The organism is Pseudoalteromonas sp. UBA2102, from assembly GCF_002331165.1.
Taxonomy (GTDB): domain Bacteria; phylum Pseudomonadota; class Gammaproteobacteria; order Enterobacterales; family Alteromonadaceae; genus Pseudoalteromonas; species Pseudoalteromonas atlantica.
This window is the reverse complement of the sequence record NZ_DCYU01000029.1, coordinates 1-20,778: the sequence shown is the minus strand read 5'-3', so window position 1 is coordinate 20,778 and position 20,778 is coordinate 1. Positions and strand designations below refer to the sequence as shown.

Here is a 20,778-nt window from a genome sequence, read left to right as displayed (position 1 = left end):
ACGCTCCGTTTGCTAATTAATGACTGTATGTAAAACCAAGATAAAACTGACGACCAAAGTACTGAGTAGTCCCTGTTCGCTGCTCTGAGCCAAAGTAGCTTTGGGTTGGTTCATCCGTTAAGTTATTAACTTGCAAAAGCATGGTGAGTGAATCGCTAAAGCGATAAGACGTTTGAAAATCGATGACTGTTTCAGCATCAAAATTAACCACTTGTTCGTTAATGGCAACCTGCTCTGATACAAACTCATCGCGGTAACGTACATTAAGGCGGGTTTCAAAATCGTCTAAAGCATAAAACACCGTGGCATTAAGCACGTTATTAGACAGCCCAGGTAAAGATTGCGCTAATGTATCGCCCCCTAAACTGGTAATCGATTCAATTTCACTTTCGGTGTATGAGTAACTTGCATTAGCGCCTAAGCCATTAAATGGCGAAGGTAAAAAGCTAAACACTTGCGTATAGGCAAGCTCTAGCCCTCTAATGTAGCCACCTTCGCCATTATTAACTGCCGTGGTGTAAATACCGTTTGTTGTAGCAACTTGCTCACCACTGACCGGATCTTCTATAGAGTCAGGGACGTTAAAGCCATTACCTTTAAAGTCGAAGTTTTCGATTGATAAGATTTCAACAAACGAGTCTATATTTTTATAAAATAACGCCGCAGCAACAGTGCCGTTACCTTCTTCAAAATAATATTCGTAAGATAAGTCGTACTGGTCGGCATAAAAGGGTTTTAAAAATGGGTTGTTATTACTTGAACCGTTAATAACACCATCGTCACTTACGTTTGCGCTGGCATCGCCCGCTAAACGGTTAATTGGTGCACGCGACATAACTTTAGCCGCAGCAAAGCGTACAAGTGAATTGTCGTTAAGTTGCAGGTTTAAATTTAATGATGGTAAGTAGTCGGTGTATTTAGTGCCTAATACATTAGGCGCGTATAAATCATTTACAATGCCGTTCTCATCAACAATATTTTGCGCACCTAAGCGCGCATCGCCCGCTACATTTTCAAGTACGGTTGCTGATTGGTCGGTTTCGATACGGCGCACACCCACATTACCTGATAGGTCAAGGCCGGCAATTTGCGTGTTAATGTTTACCATAACGTACGCGGCTAGCACATCTTCAAACACCGAGCCGCTTTGTAACACTGACCACGAATAGTTCGTTGTATAACCTTGCGCGTCGTCTACACCATCGGCGTTGCCCCATGTTTGAACGGGTTTTGGCGTGCCATCTGGAAACCATGCGTTAAGTGCTTTGTCTAAATCAATGGCTAAATACGACGGGAAGTAACTAAACTCGCCCTGCCAGTCAACCACTGACGCCATATCGTCGGTTAAACGTAAAGGGGGTTGCGTTGCTGAAAACGCCCCGTCGTTACCGTACTCAAATACCGAGCGTTTACGGCTGTACTCTCTATCTGAGTAGCGCGCCCCAAACTCTACTGAGCTAAATATGTCGCTTTCTATCTCGTATTTAAAGTCGAGCCTAAATGCAGTTACTTCATCTTCTGTTTGATCTGGGTAAATACCATATTTGCTGACCATTACACGGTCTATATCACTAAAGGCGGCCGCCTGATTAAACCCAACGTCAGGTAAATTTAAGCCATTTAATTGATAGTTAATTGCTACGTTGTTATCAAATACTGGCGTTTCTGCATTGGCATCTTCAGCTACTAAACTCCACAGTAAGCCATTTCTAAAATTACTTTTTGCGCGAGAAAGCGACACATCGGCATTTACGTTTAGTCTATCGGTTACCTGCCAATCGGCATTCACGCCAAAGCTGTCTACTTCGTCAAAGTCTTGGTTGTCGTCGTTCACTATTTCAACGCGGGTATAACTTTGCGAAGTGCGGTTAACCGCTGCGCCTATTACGGCATTACCATCAAGCTGAGCGTTAGCATATGCAGCTGTTGGCCCGCCTAATTTAACCCTCAGGCCGCGAGCAAATGACTCTTTATCAAAGCGCGATAAAAACGCATCACCTTTTAATGTAAAGTTATCTACCGGCGCCCACTCTATAGCTGCTAAGTAACCATTACGGGTTTCTTCGCCGCCTAAATGCTGTAGCTCAAAGCCTTCGCTAATGTATTCGTTTTCTGGGTTAGCTAAAGGGCCATTGGTGTCGTTAGCTGCGCCATCAACGTCTTTTGTGTCGTTGTACGCAAGGCCAATAAACTGCGTTGCTACACTTGGCTGAAACAAACGCGCATAGCCTAGCGCTACGCCTAACGTGTCGTCTAGGTATTTGCCTTGATACGAAAAACTAATCCGGTCGCCAAATTCTGTGGCATCCGATACCTCTGAGGCGCGGTCGTTATACATACCACGCACATTAGCTACAAATTTATGCGTTTGATCATTATTAAGTGGACTGGCGGTTTCAAGCTCTACGGTACCGGCCACGCCACCTTCAATAAGCGATGCCTTTGGCGATTTGTATACCGCCGCAGAGCTAATTAATTCTGACGGATATTGGTCAAACTCAATACTGCGGCTGCCACTTGTAGATACTTGCTCGCGGCCATTAAGTGTTGAAAATACAAACCCGCCCGACAGCCCGCGTATATTAATTTGCGCCGCTTGCCCACCCGTTCGCACCGCTGAAATACCAGGTAATCGTGTAAGTGCATCGGCCATTGAAATATCAGGCAGTGCCCCTAAATCATCGGCAGAAATTTGTTCTGACACCGTATCGCTAAAACGCTTTTGATTTAAAGATTGAATTAAACTGCGACTAAAGCCTCGCACTTCAATAATTTCTAAATCTTCAGCTTGTGTGCTGGGTGATTGATTTGTTAAGTCTTCGTTTGCAGCCAATGCACTATTAGCGGCAAATAAAGCCAGCATAAGTGCACTTAGTTTAAACTTGTCCATGTGTGTGAACCTTTGAGTTATTGTTGTCAGGTGTTGCTGTATTGTTTAAAACACAACCAGCAAATTGTAACCAAAAGGTAAAATTAATGTGATGAATACGTATGCAGGGCATGAGGGTTAGGCTGCAGGGGCATATAGGCACGCGCCTCTGTATCGGGAACGCGCTTTAAAGGCTTAGCACCACTTTTATCGCAAGGGCAATAAATACGACTCCCAGTATTTTATCAAGCCACGGACTTTGCTTGGTAAAGCCAAAGCGATTTTTTGAAACCTCTGTCAGCAACGCCACCAGCAAATACCAGCCGGTATCAATTACAAACACGGTTAAACACATAATTATGCCCACGCTTAAAGTTAGTAGCTGAGGGTCAATAAACTGCGAGAACAAGGCTAAAAAGAAAATAGCGAGCTTGGGGTTCAAAAAGGCAATAGCAAAGCCATCTTGTAAAGCTTGGCCAGCACTTACTTCACTTTTTTGTACTTCAAGTTCGTTATTGCTCGGTTTTGCTAGCAATATTTTTATACCTAAATACGCCAAATAAGCTGCGCCTGAATACACTAATATTTGATAAACAGTCGGAAACTGCATCATTAAAGCGCCTAGCCCTAATAACGATGCACCTGCGTATAACCCAACACCGGTACCATGGCTGAGCGCGGCAAGCATTCCGTTTTTCATACTGCCGTTAAGTGAGTGCTTTAAAACCACCGCTAAACTTGGCCCTGGCGACATTGCACCCATCATACAAATAGCCGCTAGGCTTAACCATACTGTAAATGTCATTTAAAGCTCGTCAGTTTCAATAAATAATGTATAACCATGCACTTGCCCATAAAAACCGGTTATTGGCACTGCGTTTATTACTTTCCAGCCATCTTGATTTAATTCCTGTATGCGGTCATTCAGTGCGGCTATATCTACGCCCCCCAAAAAACGAGTCTTTCTAAATTCGATTACTTTTTGCATTTTAATCCTTGTGTATCTTATACCAATTCGCTTATTTAAGTGATCTTTTTTGAGGACGGAAAAACGTGTTGATAGCTAGGCAAAAAATTCGCTATTTAGTTGTTCTAAATTAGAATTTTTTAACGCAGGTAGCGACACGTTTAGGCCCGCAAAATGATTAAGTAATATTGCGGATTGGTATTATAAGGTGTATTCAAAATCGTAGTAGTGAATCCCTTGCTCAATACGTATTTTCATACTGCCCGTTAACCCTTCTAGCTCATGAGTGCCTGAATCGGGAATTACATTTAAAATTAGGCTGTCTTGGCCTTTATCCATAGTACCAAAATGCTGTAATACAAAGCTGCCTTGTTTACCTTCAAGCTCGCCTATTACTTGCTCTATGGCAACATAACCGGCACTGCCTTGTGTAGGAGTCATGGCGCTTAGCATTTCGCCTTGGCTGGTGGCATTTAAGCTACCTTTAAATGTTTTATCTATCGACATACGCCCTAAATTAACGCCGTTTTGGCCGCTTGCGTAGCCTTCTATTGGGGCCAGATTTACATTAAATTCTCCACTTACGGTTGCAGTAGTCATAACGTTTCCTTATTGATGCTAATGTTTAAAAGTATTGATTTTTATTATCTTAGTGCCATATCTATACCTTAACCTTTAAAAAGAATCCACTATGTCAAAAACAAGCCCTAAGCCCGAAAAAGCCGCTTTTAGTAGTTTATTACCTATTTTTGCGTTTATTAAACCGTATAAATGGATGGTAGTGGCCGCACTTGGCGCCCTTTTAGTCACCGCTGGTGTTAACTTATCATTAGGCCAAGGGGTTAAGTTTGTCATAGATCATGGCTTTATTGCTGGCTCCCAAGCGCAGCTACAACAAGCTGTATTAGTGCTTATTGGTTTAATTAGTTTATTGGCCGTGGGCACCTTTAGCCGCTTTTATTTAATGTCGTGGATTGGCGAACGAGTCAGTAACGATATTCGCAAAGCGGTGTTTAATCGCATTGTTACCTTGCACCCAAGTTACTTTGAAGAAAACCGCAGTGGCGAGCTTATGTCGCGCTTAACAACCGACACCACCTTGCTGCAATCGATTATTGGCTCTTCCTTTTCTATGGCGCTGCGCAGTGCATTAATGTTAGTGGGTGGCTTGGTAATGCTATTAGTGACTAACTTAAAGCTTACGCTCGTAGTGGTTGCGTGTGTGCCGCTAGTATTAGTGCCGATGATGGTATTTGGCAAAAAGGTTCGCAAACTTGCAAGTTCTAGCCAAGATGCAATAGCCGATATAAGCACCTATGCCGGCGAGATCATTCAAAATATTAAAGTAGTACAAAGCTATAGCCACGAACAGCGTGAACAACACGCCTTTGCACTTGAAACAGAAAAAGCCTTTAACGTTGCCAAAAGCCGTATTAAACAGCGCTCTTTTTTAATTGCTGCGGTAATATTTTTAACCTTTAGTGCGATTAGCGTAATGCTCTGGGTAGGCGGTAGTGATGTACTGGCAGGCACCATGACAGGTGGCGAGTTAGGTGCATTTGTGTTTTACGCCATTATGGTGGCCATGTCGGTGGCTACCGTAGCCGAGGTTTACGGCGAGCTACAACGAGCTGCTGGGGCGGCAGCGCGCCTACTTGAATTACTGGCCGTTAAAAGTGAAATAGAAAACCCTGTCACTCCACAAGACGAAAAGCTATTAATAAAGACTGACAGCCCCGCCATTGCACTTGAAAATATTAGCTTTAACTACCCATCTCGCCCCGATGTAAGCGCACTTAACAAAATAAGTTTAACAATAGAGCAAGGTAAAACAGTGGCTATTGTAGGCCCCTCTGGCGCAGGTAAAACGACGTTATTTGAATTACTACAGCGCTTTTACGACCCTGCTCACGGCGCGATTAAATTTCATGATGTAAATATTAAAGACATATCGCTTACCACCCTGAGGGACAAAATGGGCATGGTGGCACAAAACCCTATTTTATTTAGCTCAGACGTAATGCATAACATTCGTTACGGCAACCCAAACGCCACTGACGAGCAAGTATATACGGCCGCAAAACATGCTCATGCCGATGAATTTATTAAGCAATTACCGCAAGGTTATAACAGCTTTTTAGGTGAGCAAGGCGTAAGGCTATCGGGTGGTCAAAAGCAGCGTATTGTATTGGCACGCGCTATTTTAAAAGACCCAGAAATACTGCTTTTAGATGAAGCCACCAGTGCACTCGATGCGCAAAGTGAGCACCACGTACAAGCCGCGCTTGAGCATTTAATGCAAAATAGAACAACGTTAATTATTGCCCATAGGCTGGCCACGGTTAAACATGCCGATGTGATTGTAGTAATGGAAAATGGAGAAATAAAAGCAACAGGGAGCCACCAGCAATTGCTAGCAAGCTCCCCTTTGTATCAGCGTCTTTGTGAATTGCAGTTCAACAAAAACTAACCTTCTGTGTTTGGCACTATTTGAATTTCTACACGGCGGTTTTGAGCTCGGCCGTTAGCGCTATCGTTAGTGGCTATTGGGCGGGTTTCGCCGTAGCCTGTAGTGCTAATACGTGCAGCCATAATTTGCTGGTTCACTAAGTAATTTTTAACGCTTTGTGCGCGCTCGCGCGACAGGTTCATATTGTAGCTGTCTTTACCTGTGCTATCTGTGTGACCTTCCACGCTTAGGTAGGTTTTTTCGTATTTGTTCATTACTTTAGCAATGGCGTTTAGAGTATCGTTAAAACCTGATGAAATATAAGATTGGTCTGTCGCAAAGGTAATATTAGATGGCATAACTAAACGTAAGTTATCGCCCTCACGTACAACTTCAACCCCTGAGCCTGCTAGTTCATCACGAAACGCTTCTTCTTGCTTATCCATGTAATCACCTACAGCAGCACCCGCTAGTGCGCCAATAGCAGCACCAATAAAGATACGCTTGTCTTTATGATTACCCGTTGCTTTACCTAATACGCCACCTGCGGCTGCACCAATTGCGGCGCCCTTGCCTGTGTTGTTCATTTCGCAACCACTTAGCAATACAGCTACTACGGTTACGCTTAAAAGTGATTTAGTTAAAGTCATGTGATGTCCTATTCATTAAGAATTATAAAGCGAGTATGCAAATACATGTATGAACAAACTATGAAGAGCATGTTAAAAGCAGTTCGCTTTATACCAATCCACTTAATTAAGTGGATTGGTATTATTTGTAGATTACGAATTAATGTATGCATTTAATAAAAGTGTCATACTCCTTTGTGACAATTTAATGAACTTTAAAAAAGGATATGAGCTTAATGTTAGTCGCTATTTTTAGACAGTTTTTTTTACTTGGCTGCATGAGTTTTGGTGGCCCTGCTGCCCATTTAGGCTATTTTAAACGCCACTTTGTAGACACATTAAACTGGTTAAGCGATACCCGCTACGCGCAGCTTATTAGTTTAAGCCAAGCGCTGCCCGGGCCAGGTTCAAGTCAAGTGGGCTTTGCAATTGGTGTTGAGCGGGCGGGGGTTATTGGTGGCATTACCGCATTTATCGCTTTTACCTTACCGTCTTTTTTAATCATGTTGTTATTAGCGGTAAGCGCGCATCAGTTTGATGCTGTTTACTTTGCTATTATTGCGGGCTTAAAACTGTTTGCGGTTGTTATTGTGGCCGATGCAACACTCACTATGGCAAAAAGCTTTTGTACCAGCGCTGCGCTCAAGCTTATCGCAGTAATGAGTACCTTGGCTTTATTACTATTTCCTTTACTTAGCACGCAAATAGCTATTTTAGTGAGTGCCGCTGCTATAGGCGCAATTTGGCCTCTGTTACAACTCAACACCCAGACTGAGCCTAAAGCAGATACTAAAAGCGCGTTTAGGTCGCTCCCTTTAGGCTTATTTGTATTACTACTCGCTATTAGCTTTATACCTTTAGGTGATGACCTTGCTTTGTTTGCTCCTTTTTACCAAGCGGGCGCTATGGTGTTTGGGGGCGGGCACGTGGTATTGCCTGTATTGCAAGCTGGCGTACCAGCGCTAAGTAACGATCAATTTTTAAGTGCGTATGCCAGTGCTCAAGCTATCCCTGGCCCCATGTTTACAATAGCCACTTACTTAGGCGCGCAACTCACTTCAGAGCAACCCTTAATAGGGGCCATAGCTGCAACCCTACTTATTTTTACTCCGGGTTTTTTATTAATGCTGGCGTTTCAAAAAAGCTGGTTAAACCTGGCAAGTAAACCTCGCTTTGCAAGCTCTATTGCGGCGCTTAACGCTGCCGTAGTTGGCTTTTTAGCGGCGGCTTTGTACTCACCTATTTGGACATCAGCCGTTCACAACCTATGGCAGGTTGCACTGGTTATTGCCGCTTTTGCATGGCTAAGAATGAAAAAGCCACCTATTTGGTGGCTATTAGCTTTATTTATTAGTGTGGGCCTTGTTCAGCACTATTTGCCATTACTTTAAAGGTCGGCTTATCGGTTTGCTGTGCATTAGGCGGGCTTAATTGCCCGCTAACACTTTGATACGCTCTAAGGCCAAATACTGGCAACACTGCCAATAAGTGATCCATAATTTCAGCTTGTAAATGCTCGTAAGATATCCAACGCTTATCTTCACTAAAGCAATAAAACTCAATCGGTAAACCGTGGTTCATTGGTTGTAGCTCACGCACCATGAGCGTCAGTGAGGTATTTATTCTGTTATGCTGCTTTAAATAGCCCTCGGCGTAGCGGCGAAACAAGCCTAAGTTAGAGACCGGATCAGGCAACGAGGCAACACGTATATATTCGTGCAGTGGTATAGCTGCATCTATTTGTTTTCTAAATTCGTCACTTACTAAGCATATGCTGTGCATATCAATATTAAGCGAGCGCTTAATACGTCGGCCGCCAGACTCTTGCATTCCTCGCCAATTTTTGAACGACCCTGCTACCAGCATATAAGTAGGAATAGTCGTAATGGTGTTGTCCCAGTTACGCACTTTTACGGTGTTTAGCCCTAAGTCTATTACTTCACCGTCGGCGCCGTAGTTTTCTACTTGAATCCAATCGCCGTAAGTAACTAATCGGTTTGCCGCAATTTGAATACTGGCTACAAAGCCTAAAATAGTGTCTTTAAAAACCAATAAAGTAACAGCGGCTATCGCACCAAAACCCGACAAAATATAGGTAGGCGATTTTTCAAGCACAATGCTGACTATTAAAATTGCACACACAATAAAGGTGATCAGCTTAACAACTTGTAATAAGCCCTGAATTGGCACTTCGCGGGCAAAATCTAGCTGGTTATAAATAGCGCCGGCAATGCTTACAATGCTGCTAAAAATAAAGCCTACATGAATAATTAATATACCTTGGCCAATGGTTTTTAGTATTTCTGCACTGAGTTCATTAACAGGGTAAACGCTGTCGAAGGTTGCTAAAAAAAGCACGCTACATAGCATACCGGCTATGCGCTTATTAAGTTTTGTGAGCAACGGAGAAAGTAGCCCTATGCGCTCTGGAGATAACTTAGTCACCACTTTTTGAATGCCTGGCAGCATTAATCGGCGTGTAAATAAATACACCACTAACAACGAAAAAACACCAATAGAGGCTGCAGTAATTGCACTTAAAAAATCTGCGTCGGGTACTTTTTCAAACCAAGGAGCGATTAGCTCCTGCAGGTGGGTATTGGTCATAGTGTTTCTATTTCCTTACAAATGGGTGGCTCAGGTAAATCGTGTTGGGCATAAATGCTGGCAAGTTGCGCGTCTTTAGCAACCCATAGCTCATTAACGTACTTTTGAAAGTGGCTTCTAAATGCTTTGTCGTGTTGGTAACTACCTAACATTTTCTGGTTTATAGCAACCACGTCAATAGAAACATAAATCGAATCAAGCTCGCCCTTTAAAATATTACGACAAACATGGCTTGTGCTGCCGCTGTACACCACACTGGTATTTAGCATGGCGTCAAATTGCTCGCCAAGTACCTCAAGTGCAAAAGCAATGCCGCCCGCTTTGGGCTTGAGTAAATGTTTAAACGGGCTTTGCTGGCTTGCATGCTTTGCGTGCGTGTAGCGGGTGCCTTCAACAAAATTAATTATGGTGGTGGGATTATTCCTAAAATTACGACAGCTTTGCTTGGTACGCTCAACATCTAGCCCTTTAAGCTTGGGGTTTTTAGCAAGCTGCGCTTTAGTTACGCGCTTCATAAAAGGCATGCCCATAGCCCATGCGCCAGAGCCAATAAATGGCACATACTTTAATTCGTCTTTTAAAAAAAACTTTGGCGCAGGTAAAACATTAATTGAGCTAAGTACCACAATATCTAACCAGCTCATGTGGTTACAAATTAGTAAGTACCAACTTTTTGAATTTACATCGCCGTTTATGTTTACTTTTATGTTGGCGCAGCCCAGCCACAAGCCAAACCGATTGCCGTTACACCAGCCTCGGTACACGCTATGCAGTATGGTGTTAATTATAGAAAAAGGCAGGGCAAGCTTTATTAACCCTAGCAGTAATACTAAGGTGCCAAAAATGATTACATTTGAAAAAATCACGCAGCCTACAATTAAGCCGCTGAGCCAATTTGGTAACCACTTTTTTAGCATAATTGTAAGCCCATTTTTTATTACCTTATTATTTATGGTTTTGTTCGAGCTGCAAAAGCGTGTGCTCTTTTTCTTCCCATAAACGGTTTAATTCACTTTGAAAGCCGACTCTAAACTCAGAGTCGCCAGTGTAATCACCAATCAACTCCTCGCTTACTGGGCGAATGTCTACATGCACATTAATTTGCTTCACTTTGCCGCCGGCAAAGTCCATAAACGTAGGGATGCCATCGGGGTAATGAATGGTCACATTAACCACTTTAGATATCTGCTCACCCATGGCTTGCATTACAAATGCGATCCCGCCTGCTTTTGGCTTTAATAAATGCGGAAAAGGGCTATTTTGGCGAGCATGTTTTTGTGTTGTAAAACGCGTACCTTCTACAAAGTTAACAATGCTTACTGGCATTTCTTTAAATTTTTCACAGGCTTTGCGGGTTGTTTCTATGTCTTTACCACGTAGCTTTGGGTTCTTTTTTAGCTGCGCTTTGCTGGTGCGGGTCATAAACGGAAAGTCGAGCGCCCACCAGCACACACCTAAAATTGGCACGTAAATTAGCTCTTTTTTCAAAAAGAAATTTAAAAAAGGTATTTTACGATTAAATACACGTTGCAGTACTAATATATCTACCCAGCTTTGGTGATTAGCAATCACTAAGTACCAGTCTTTTAATTTGGTTTCTTCAAGGCCGGTAACGTTAATTTTTGTTGGCGTGAATAAGCGTTGGTTAATGCTATTAACCGACACCCAAATAGTGGCGCACTGTTTAGCAACCCAGCTTAAAAGCTTTTGCATAGGCTTGATAGGGATTAATTTTGATAGCCCACAAACAAAAATAGGCACAAACCAAATAAGTGTGTTTATTGTATAAAGCATAATACTTAATACACTGCGGATTACTGACATTTATTTACTTTCCTTTAAACAATGTGCGCCAAACAGCGACGCTTTTAATTCTGAGAGTGAACGGTTAATCTTCAAAGTAAGTATAACCTTCAAGCCCGGCATTAAGCTCGGCTAAATACCCTGCTTTACACTGCTCAGACACTGCTAGCTTGTTGACCAATAATTCAAAGTTTTGTGCCAAAATGGCGCTATCATAGTCAACAAACTTTAATACATCCTTAACGCTATCACCTTTAATAGCATTGGTTAATACATAACCGTCGTCGTTAAGCTCTACATGCACTGAGTCGGTGTCGCCAAATAAGTTATGTAAATCACCTAAAATTTCTTGGTAAGCCCCTACCATAAACATGGCTATATGGTATTGCTCGCCATGCTGGTACTCAGGTATAGGTAAACTGGTTTCTATGCCCGCGCCTTCTACGTACTCACGAATTTGTCCATCTGAGTCACAGGTAATATCTTGAATAATAGCGCGCTGGGTAAGCGGTTTATCTAAATTTTCGATAGGCATAACCGGAAACAACTGCTCAATGCCCCATACATCAGGTAGCGACTGAAACAGTGAAAAGTTAACAAATAGCTTATCGGCTAGCTTTTCGTGTAAATCGTCAAGTACCTCACGGTGCGCACGCGCGTTATTGCTAAGTGATGCGCGTACTCGGTGCAAAATAGTAAAATATAATTGCTCTATTTTCGCCCACTCTAGCATGCTTACTAACCCATGCACGTATTGGTCGTGCGCTTCGCTAAATAAGTGCATCGCATCATGGTAAATCTCTAGCGCCATACGCGGGTTTAAACGCTGTAAACACTGCCACATTTCATCAAGCACTAGCGCACTGTTTTTAAGTGGCGGTTCTGGATTTGGATGATTTGGCGCTTTTTCTACGTCTATTACATCGGTAATTAACACCGCGTGGTGCGCTGTTAAAGCACGCCCTGATTCGGTGATAATGGCTGGGTGCGTAAGTTGATGTTGGTCACACACCTCAGCAAAAGCATTAACCACATTACGTGCGTATTCTTCAACGGTATAGTTCATCGAGCAAGCACTGCGTGAGCCTGAGCCTTCGTAGTCAACCCCTAAGCCACCGCCTACATCAACGGTATTAAGCGGCACTCCTAGCTGGGTAAGTTCAGCAAAGTGGCGCGCGCATTCTCGCAGGGCGCGGTGTATGTCGCGTATGTTGGCAATTTGAGAGCCAATATGAAAATGCACCATTTGCATTAAATGTAATTTATTATGCTTTTTAAGCACCTCAACAGCACTAAGTACTTGGCCTGCAGTTAAGCCAAATTTGCCTTTTTCGCCGCCGGTATTTTGCCACTTACCTTTGCCTACTGAGTTTAAGCGAATACGTATACCAATGGCAGGCTCTATGCCTAGGTTATTTATTTCTTCAAGTAAGGTCGTCAGCTCTGAGAGTTTTTCGACGACTATTTTAACGCTGTGCCCCATGGCTTGACCAATACAGGCTAAACGTAAAAACTCACTGTCTTTATAGCCATTGCACACAATTGTAATGGGTTTATCGGCTACCCCTAAAATTGCCATAAGCTCAGGCTTTGAACCGGCCTCTAGGCCAACTAAACCACTTGGGTGCGCCAATAGTTTACTGACCACCGAGCGTTGCTGATTAACTTTTATAGGGTATACACACGTGTACTTGCCTTGGTACTCGCGGCTGCTGCGCGCTAAGGTAAATGCATGGGTGAGTGTATCTACTCTATTTTTTAAAATATCGGTAAAGCGCACCAACACCGGCAATGTTAAACCTTGCTGCTTAAATTGCTCTGTGAGCTGCGTTAAAGAAATCGCATTTTTAGATTGGTCACCATCTGGGTAGGCAACCAGCTCGCCTTGTGCGTTAATATCAAAATAGCCATCGCTCCAATGAGCAACATTATATGTAGCGCGTGCTGTTTCTAAACCCCAAGTCATGGCAACTCTTCTTTAATCAATTAGCTATAAAGGCGCATTTTAATACGTCACTACCCCCTACGCTAACAAAAATTGAACTTTAACTCGATACTGGCTAACTTTATTGGCAAAGCAGTTAAAATTTCATTGAGCAAAACGCGAAGCACTGGCAGAATTGCCCCTTTTTCATACTCAACTTAAAAAGTGTAAAAGCAACTATGGCAAATTTAGATCAAAGTAAGTGGTTTACAGAAATTAGCGACCGCGATGGCAGCGCATTTTCATTACGTATCAACAAAAAGTTGGATGAAAAACAGTCTCCTTTTCAAAAGGTAGAAATGTTCGAAACCACAGACTTTGGTAATTTAATGATCATCGATGGCTGTACTATGGTAACTACCCGCGAAAACTTTTTTTACCATGAGATGATTAGCCACCCTGCACTTTTAGCGCACCCAAATCCTAAAAACGTGGTAATTATTGGCGGCGGCGATTGCGGTACATTACGTGAAGTTTTAAAACACCCAAGTGTAGAAACCGTAACGCAAATAGATATAGACGAAGTAGTCACGCAAATGTCGTTAAAATACTTCCCAGAGCTTTGTGAGTCTAACAACGATGCACGCGCAACGGTTATGTTTGATGATGGTATAAAATACATGCGTGACGCTGCGGGCGAGTCTATTGATGTTGTTATTGTTGATGGTACAGACCCAGTAGGCCCAGGCGAGGGATTATTTAACCACGCGTTTTACACTAGCTGCTTAAATGCATTACGCCCTGGTGGTATTTTAGTGCAGCAAAGCGAATCGCCATTAATGCATATGCCACTGCTAGTAGAAATGCGCGAGGCCATGCTAAGTGTGGGCTTTAACGACTTACAAACACTGCCATTTCCACAGCCAATTTACCCAAGCGGTTTATGGTCAGTAACGCTTGCTCGTAAATCACAAGCATTTAATGGCTTTAGAGAAGCCGATGCCGAGCAAGTTGCACAACAAAGCGAATACTACAACAGCGGTATTCATCACGGCGCACTTGCTACACCAAACTTTATGAAACGCGCATTTGATAAAAAATAATTCACACTTTTTTTGAAACTAAAAGGGAGCTTTAAAAGCTCCCTTTTTTGTACTTTAAAAACGCCATTGAGCGTTGAGCATAATTTGCTGCTGCGATATTCGCTGAGCAAACCCACTACCCGGCCTATTTTGTACAAAGCTATGCAGCGCCGAGCCTTCAACACCTATTTGTACCGTATCGGTTAATTGGTAACGCCACGTAGCTGTTAAGCCTTCGCCATGGCTGGCGTTAGGGTCAAATCCGGTGGTGTCATCGTCATCTACTTTAAAATAATCATACCTAAGCGATAACCTATGCTTACCCGCTTTATGGCTGAGCATTAAATAATGGCTATAAAAACGGTTATAAATAAGCTTATTAGCCCCCATTTCGGTTTTACCATCGAGTAGCTGGGCAATCAAACGGGTTTTACCTGTAAATTTATATAACCACGCTAAGCTGCTAAAGCGAGTATGCCAAGCATACTGCCCTGTTGTGCGATTAAAAATGCTGGGATCGGCGTTATTATCGTAATAATAAAACCTAAACTGCGAGCGTTTTAAATAATCCCAATGCACACCGGCATAGTAGCCAAAGCGGCCATCTACTTCTTCAAAAGGCAGCACTTGGTTAGCTTGCCAACGTAATTCGTCACTATTTAATGCCGCAATAGGTACAAATTGTACACTTTCGTTAAATGTTGTTTGCCTGTCGTGCAGCGCAAAGCCGCGCCAAGATAGCAACGTCCCTGTTGGGTCGTTCCCTTTATAAATAGCAGCGCTCACACTAAAGCTATGCTTAGAATTAAAACGTTTACCTGGGCGCTTGATGCTAAGCTCACCACCTATGGTGCGAAGCTCTTCGCCAAGCCAGCTGTTTATGGCCGAATTAGTATAATTGTAAGGCGAGGTCCAGCCTATATCGGGGTTTTCTAGCGATATACTAGGGTAAAACCCACCAAGCTTTACATGCCATTTATAACGGCTGTTTACTAACGGCTGATACTGGAAATACGCTTGGCTTAAACCTAATGTGGTTTTCGGTTCTTGATTAGCATTAACAACGGCATGTGCGCTCCAGGCGCTACTTAAATCGGCCTTAAAATCTATAATTCCTTGCGATAACAAAATGCTATCACTGCTATCTCCATGGCGATATAAACCAATACCGCCATCTTGAAAGCTTTGTGTATCGTCGCTTGCAACCGCACGTACCTGAATAAGCCCTTTAACCTGCGAAAAAGCCGGTAGGCTCATAAAAAGTAAGCCAAGTAATACTGTATTTTTGCGCTTAATAGTCATCAAATTCATCCGTAGCAAAGTCTATTTGCTCGGCTATGGCCTGCTTTACGGTGTAGTGTAAAGGTGACTCGCTTACATTAACGCTGTGGGTTTCTACGTTGCTTATATCGCTAAAGCCAGAATGCCATACACTCATGCTGTATTGCCCATTAGGGGCAGTTAAATTAACCCTACCGTTGTCGTCGGTAATTGCAAAAACGGTGCTATCAACCACCACAATATAGCCCAACATCCAGTCATGAATATTACAGCCAAGCTCAACCACCCCAGTTTGATCAAACGTTATGGGGGCTTTAGGTTGCTCTTTGTAAAGTTTCAACTCAAAGGTTTTAGCTTTAGAAAACGAATAAACGTGGTGCATGATAGAGTCGGCATTAGGAAACTCTACCTTTGCATTTTGCGGAACAACTAACGTACGCGGCGTAAACTCGCGGTTTTGTTGACTCATTGCGTAGGTTTTACTTGCTTGATTGCCGGCCTGAATTGATGCCCCGCTTAGCCACACCACCGCATTTGCTAAAGGCTGATTATTGGCATTTTTTATAGTTATTGTTGTTGCTGCTACGCAAGTACTCATACTTAGCAGTAACACACTTAGTAAGGGTTTTATCATAGGGCTAATCGCTATTATCAATTTGTTTACATTATAGACCGATTAAACCGTTAAATTCTTTCTATTTTTTAAAACATTGAATACGTATGTAGACAGTCGTATTAACAACTCAGTGCCATTATCCTTAAAGGTCACCACCGACTCATCAAAGGACACACAATGAGAACATCCGCACTTTTACTACTGGCGTTTGCTGGCAATAGCTTTGCACAAACCGCTGTAGTTGAATCACCAAACTCACAAATAAAAGTGACTATTTCAGATGAAAATAGCACACCCAGCTACGCTATTAGCTTTAAAAACAAACCAGCTATAAACGCATCGCGCCTGGGTTTTGAATTTAAAACCCAAGCCGCATTTAGCGATGGTTTTAAAATTACCCATGTTAAGCAGCAAAGCGTAAATACCCAGTGGCAACAACCTTGGGGCGAGCGACAAACGGTTACTGATAAACACAACGAAGTTGCGGTTACGTTTACAAAAAACGAGCCTAATGGTGCAACCTACACAGTGCGCTTTAGAGCTTTTGATAGTGGCGTTGGGTTTAGATACGAAGTACCAAAACAAGCAGGCTTTGAGCAAACACACATTACCAAAGAGCTCACCGAATTTGCCATTAACAATAACAACAATGCCACCGCATGGTGGATACCCGCCCGCGGCTGGAACCGATACGAATACGTTTACAACACCACTGCATTAAATGACGTCCCCCTTGCACACACGCCGTTTACCTTAAAAACCAATGACGGTACCCATATAAGCATTCATGAAGCAGCCTTAGTGGATTACGCAGGCATGGTGCTTAATCAGCGCCGCCCAGGCACTTTTAATGCCGATTTAACACCCTGGTCAGACGGCATTGCCGTTAAAAAACAAGGTGCGTTTAATACCCCTTGGCGCACCATTCAAATTGCCGACAGTGCGGTCGGCTTAGTCAATTCAGACATAATATTAAATTTAAACGAGCCTAATAAACTAGGCGATGTGTCGTGGGTAAAACCTGGCAAATACGTGGGTATTTGGTGGGGCATGCATATAAACACGCAAACCTGGGGCAGCGGCAAAAAGCACGGTGCCACTACACAAACCACTAAGTACTACATGGACTTTGCCGCAGAATATGGCTTTGATGGCGTACTAGTAGAAGGCTGGAACATAGGCTGGGATGGTGACTGGTTTTTTAATGGCGATGTATTTAGTTTTACACAACCCTACGACGACTTTGATATAGCGGCCCTTACTCAATACGGCAAACAAAAAGGTGTGCAGTTAATTGGCCACCACGAAACATCGGGTAATGTAAGTAACTATCGCGACCAAATGGACGAGGCCTTTGCCCTTTACGAAAAATCAAACGTAAGCCAAGTTAAAACGGGCTATGTAGCGGATGGCGGTAACATAAAACGCATAGACGAAAACGGCATTGCCCGTCATGAGTGGCACGACGGCCAATTTATGGTTAACGAGTACCTTTACAACGTAAAGCTGGCTGCTAAACATAAAATTAGTATTAACACCCACGAGCCAATAAAAGACACAGGCCTGCGTCGTACCTACCCAAATTGGATTGCCCGCGAAGGGGCACGCGGCCAAGAGTTTAATGCATGGGGCACGCCGCCCAACCCACCAGAGCACATTCCTATGCTGGCGTTTACCCGTATGCTGGCAGGGCCTATGGACTTTACCCCTGGCATTTTTGATATGGGCTTTAATGGCTTAGGCGATGATACAAACCGCCCACAAACAACGCTTGCCAAGCAGCTTGCACTTTATGTTGTGCTGTATAGCCCGATTCAAATGGCCGCCGACTTACCTAAAAACTATTTAGCCAAGCCTGATGCATTCCAATTTGTTCAAGACGTACCAACCGATTGGCAGCAAAGCATTGCGCTTGATGGCGAAGTGGGCGACTTTATTGTTTTTGCCCGTAAAGAGCGCACACGCGATAAATACTCAGGAAACGATTGGTACTTAGGCGCCGTAACCGACGAAAAAGCCCGAACTATTGAGGTAAAACTCGACTTTTTAGAAAAGGGTAAAAAGTTTGAAGCGCACATATACCAAGACGGTAAAAACGCTGAATGGAAAAACAATCCGTACGATTTAGATATAGAAAAGCGCGTAGTTAGCGCAAACGACAAGCTAACTTTAAAACTAGCAACAAGTGGTGGTACAGCAATCCGCTTTAAAGCACTTTAAGTTTTAACACTACTAACGTTATGGAAATAGCCAACTCTGCACAGCTTACTGTGCAGAGTTTTGTATTTTTATAGGTAAATAAATTTGTGCGCTTAGGCCGCCTTCTGGGCGGTTTTCTAGCTTAACTTTACCATCGTGCATATCAATAATACGCTTAATAATGGCAAGGCCTAAACCACTCCCCTCACTACCACGCGCAGTGTCACCTTGTTTAAAAGGCTCAAACACCGATTCTAGTTCGCTTTCTGGTATACCGGGGCCGTTATCGTTTACCGCTATCACAACGTATTTTTTATTTGAATTAAAGTAGCTTAATACTTCTATATCGCCGTCTGAATAGCGCAGCGCGTTTTCAATCATGTTAGTAATTACACGCTTAATAGCCACACTACTTAACGGAACAAGCCCCACGCTGGGGTTGCCTTTAAAGGTAATAACGCGTTGCTGTTTAAGCTCACAATTAACCACTTCAGTCACTAGCGCGTTTATATCTTCGCAAGCAAGCTCATCTGTTTTGTGGTGGCGTAAATACTCAATAAACTGATCGATAATGCCATTCATATCTTCAATGTCGTAAATAATGCCTTCGCGAAGGTAGTCATCTTCATCGTTCATCATTTCGGTGGCAAGGCGGATACGAGTAAGCGGGGTGCGTAAATCGTGAGAAACACCAGCCATGAGTAAACGGCGGTCGTTTTCAAGAGCGGCTATACCGCGCGACATTTGGTTAAATGCACGGGTAACTTCTATAACTTCACTGGAGCCTTCTTCTTCAAGCTTGCTACTAAAATCGCCCTTACCCACTTTCACGGCTGCTTGCTGCAACGCCTTTAATGGGCGGTTTAAGTGCCGAGCAAATAGCCAGCCGCCTAACACACTTAAAAAACCAATACTTGATAAGTAAAACGTTAAAAATTCGAGGTTATTTTCTTGATACCCGCTAAGCGGTACTTTTACCCAATAACCGGGTGCTTGCGGCGCTTCTACCCAATAAATCAGCGGGTCGGTTTGACTAATACGCACCCGAGCAGAACCATTTAATTGCTCAGACATACTACGCGACAGCATCGAGTATTCTCGGGTTTGACCAAGCCCTTGACGCATTGCCTCGCGCTGAGTCATCACTTCTATACCTGTAATTTCAAAAAACTTTTCAGATACTTCGTCGTTTATTTCTACGCCGTCTTCCCAGTCTATAAATACCGTTTTAATTTGCTTTGCCAGCATTAAATTTACTTGTTCTATGGTTGGTTTTACAACGTAAAAGCTCACCGTTACATACGACACTATTTGGTTAATTAGCAGTAAAGCGGCCACTAAAAATACAGTTTGTCCAAACGCACTACGCGGAAAAAATCCCATATAAACTACTTATCACCGTCAGGAACAAACACATAACCCAAACCCCATACAGTTTGAATATAGCGCGGATTGGCAGCATCTACTTCTATCATGCGGCGCAGTCGCGATACTTGTACATCAATACTGCGCTCAAGCGCACTGTAATCTCGCCCTCGAGCAAGGTTCATTAGTTTATCGCGGCTCAGTGGCTCGCGCGGGTGCGATACAAGCGCTTTAAGTACGGCAAATTCACCACTGGTGAGCGAAATGGTTTTATCGCCCTCGCTCATTTCGCGCGTGGCTAAATTAAGCGTAAATTGCCCAAAGGCTATTAAGTTTTCTTCTGCTGCAGGTGCGCCCGGTACTTCTTTGGCGCGGCGGCGTAAAATAGCTTTTATGCGAGCCAGTAATTCGCGCGGGTTAAACGGTTTCGGGATGTAGTCGTCTGCGCCTAGTTCAAGGCCTATAATACGGTCGACCTCATCGCCTTTTGCTGTCAGCATCACAATAGGAATTTCGTTTTCTTTTTGGCGTAGCCGGCGGCAAATAGATAAACCATCTTCGCCTGGTAGCATTAGATCAAGCACCATTAAGTGAAAGTTTTCTCGCTCAATGAGTCTATCCATTTGCTCTGAGTTTGCGGCGGTTCTAACAATAAAGCCTTGCTCTACTAAATAACGCTCTAGTAAGCTGCGCAGGCGCATATCGTCATCTACAACTAATACTTTTGTGGTTTCGTGTCCCATTGCGTGTTTCTTATTTTTATTTCCAATTAATAGTTAATATAAATGAAAAACTTAATAATCAAAATCTAATTGCGCGCTTAGATTGTTACTGAACATTTCAAAGTTATAATATTAGGGCGTGTTGACCTTTGCGGATTGAAATTTGTTCAATCTAGGGGCGATTAAATTGCGGCGCGAGCTTTGTAACCTAGTGGGCTAAGTAAAAACCGAGTAACAAAGAGTTTATCGCCCCTAGGCAGAACCC

17 protein-coding genes are annotated in these 20,778 nt (G+C 43.2%); 4 read left to right on the top strand and 13 right to left on the bottom strand.

The features are described from left to right. Window positions 1–16: 16 nt before the first annotated feature. From B2R65_RS03140 to B2R65_RS03125, 4 genes are all read right to left on the bottom strand, one after another. On the bottom strand, window positions 17–2,890 hold the full coding sequence (locus B2R65_RS03140; protein ID WP_286741036.1) for a TonB-dependent receptor: 2,874 nt from the start codon (window positions 2,888–2,890) through the stop codon (window positions 17–19). A gap of 166 nt (window positions 2,891–3,056) precedes the next feature. Continuing rightward, a complete protein-coding gene (locus tag B2R65_RS03135) occupies window positions 3,057–3,674 on the bottom strand; it encodes a LysE family translocator (RefSeq protein ID WP_273611860.1) in 618 nt (205 codons plus the stop codon). Continuing rightward, window positions 3,675–3,857 (bottom strand): DUF4177 domain-containing protein, encoded by a 183-nt coding sequence (locus B2R65_RS03130; RefSeq protein ID WP_273611859.1) that lies wholly within the window; start codon window positions 3,855–3,857, stop codon window positions 3,675–3,677. A gap of 180 nt (window positions 3,858–4,037) precedes the next feature. After that, on the bottom strand, window positions 4,038–4,436 hold the full coding sequence (locus tag B2R65_RS03125) for a DUF3224 domain-containing protein (protein WP_029773150.1): 399 nt from the start codon (window positions 4,434–4,436) through the stop codon (window positions 4,038–4,040). Between the two features lie 91 nt (window positions 4,437–4,527). Here B2R65_RS03125 and B2R65_RS03120 point away from each other — a divergent pair, with 91 nt between their 5' ends. After that, entirely contained in the window at window positions 4,528–6,306 is a 1,779-nt protein-coding gene (locus B2R65_RS03120) for an ABC transporter transmembrane domain-containing protein (protein WP_273611858.1), read from the top strand. Here B2R65_RS03120 and B2R65_RS03115 read toward each other — a convergent pair. Beyond that, entirely contained in the window at window positions 6,303–6,935 is a 633-nt protein-coding gene (locus tag B2R65_RS03115) for a YiaD family glycine zipper/OmpA-like lipoprotein (protein WP_004587548.1), read from the bottom strand. The genes B2R65_RS03120 and B2R65_RS03115 overlap by 4 nt on opposite strands. A 215-nt stretch (window positions 6,936–7,150) precedes the next feature. On the opposite strand from B2R65_RS03115, the gene chrA reads away from it, so the two are divergent. Next, window positions 7,151–8,305, top strand: coding sequence for a chromate efflux transporter (gene chrA, locus B2R65_RS03110; protein ID WP_273611869.1), 1,155 nt, complete (start codon window positions 7,151–7,153; stop codon window positions 8,303–8,305). Here chrA and B2R65_RS03105 read toward each other — a convergent pair. From B2R65_RS03105 to speA, 4 genes are all read right to left on the bottom strand, one after another. Then, complete coding sequence (locus B2R65_RS03105) at window positions 8,265–9,521, bottom strand: mechanosensitive ion channel family protein (RefSeq protein ID WP_029773670.1); 1,257 nt, start codon at window positions 9,519–9,521, stop codon at window positions 8,265–8,267. The two genes, chrA and B2R65_RS03105, sit on opposite strands and share 41 nt — an antisense overlap. Continuing rightward, entirely contained in the window at window positions 9,518–10,438 is a 921-nt protein-coding gene (locus B2R65_RS03100) for an acetyltransferase (protein WP_286741018.1), read from the bottom strand. The genes B2R65_RS03105 and B2R65_RS03100 overlap by 4 nt, the downstream gene beginning before the upstream one ends. 28 nt (window positions 10,439–10,466) lie before the next feature. Beyond that, on the bottom strand, window positions 10,467–11,345 hold the full coding sequence (locus B2R65_RS03095) for an acyltransferase (RefSeq protein ID WP_286741015.1): 879 nt from the start codon (window positions 11,343–11,345) through the stop codon (window positions 10,467–10,469). A gap of 64 nt (window positions 11,346–11,409) precedes the next feature. Next, a complete protein-coding gene (speA, locus tag B2R65_RS03090; RefSeq protein ID WP_286741013.1) occupies window positions 11,410–13,290 on the bottom strand; it encodes a biosynthetic arginine decarboxylase in 1,881 nt (626 codons plus the stop codon). Window positions 13,291–13,487: 197 nt separating this feature from the next. Between speA and speE the strand changes: the two genes are divergently transcribed. After that, on the top strand, window positions 13,488–14,351 hold the full coding sequence (speE, locus tag B2R65_RS03085) for a polyamine aminopropyltransferase (protein ID WP_024033887.1): 864 nt from the start codon (window positions 13,488–13,490) through the stop codon (window positions 14,349–14,351). A 54-nt stretch (window positions 14,352–14,405) separates the two neighbouring features. On the opposite strand, the gene B2R65_RS03080 is transcribed toward speE, so the two are convergent. Further along, window positions 14,406–15,632, bottom strand: coding sequence for a hypothetical protein (locus tag B2R65_RS03080; RefSeq protein ID WP_286741012.1), 1,227 nt, complete (start codon window positions 15,630–15,632; stop codon window positions 14,406–14,408). After that, window positions 15,622–16,245, bottom strand: a complete 624-nt coding sequence (locus tag B2R65_RS03075; protein ID WP_024033889.1) for a cupredoxin domain-containing protein — start codon at window positions 16,243–16,245, stop codon at window positions 15,622–15,624. Before B2R65_RS03075 ends, B2R65_RS03080 begins: the two co-directional genes overlap by 11 nt. A 159-nt stretch (window positions 16,246–16,404) precedes the next feature. Between B2R65_RS03075 and B2R65_RS03070 the strand changes: the two genes are divergently transcribed. Continuing rightward, the gene (locus B2R65_RS03070) at window positions 16,405–18,447 is read left to right on the top strand and encodes a glycoside hydrolase family 97 protein (RefSeq protein WP_024033890.1); all 2,043 of its coding nucleotides are present in this window, start codon (window positions 16,405–16,407) and stop codon (window positions 18,445–18,447) included. Window positions 18,448–18,492: 45 nt separating this feature from the next. On the opposite strand, the gene envZ is transcribed toward B2R65_RS03070, so the two are convergent. Beyond that, window positions 18,493–19,809 carry a two-component system sensor histidine kinase EnvZ gene (gene envZ, locus B2R65_RS03065; RefSeq protein ID WP_024033891.1) on the bottom strand — a complete coding sequence of 439 codons (1,317 nt, stop codon included), beginning with the start codon at window positions 19,807–19,809 and terminating at the stop codon, window positions 18,493–18,495. Window positions 19,810–19,814: 5 nt separating this feature from the next. Beyond that, a complete protein-coding gene (ompR, locus tag B2R65_RS03060; RefSeq protein WP_004587537.1) occupies window positions 19,815–20,534 on the bottom strand; it encodes an osmolarity response regulator transcription factor OmpR in 720 nt (239 codons plus the stop codon). Window positions 20,535–20,778: the final 244 nt, after the last annotated feature.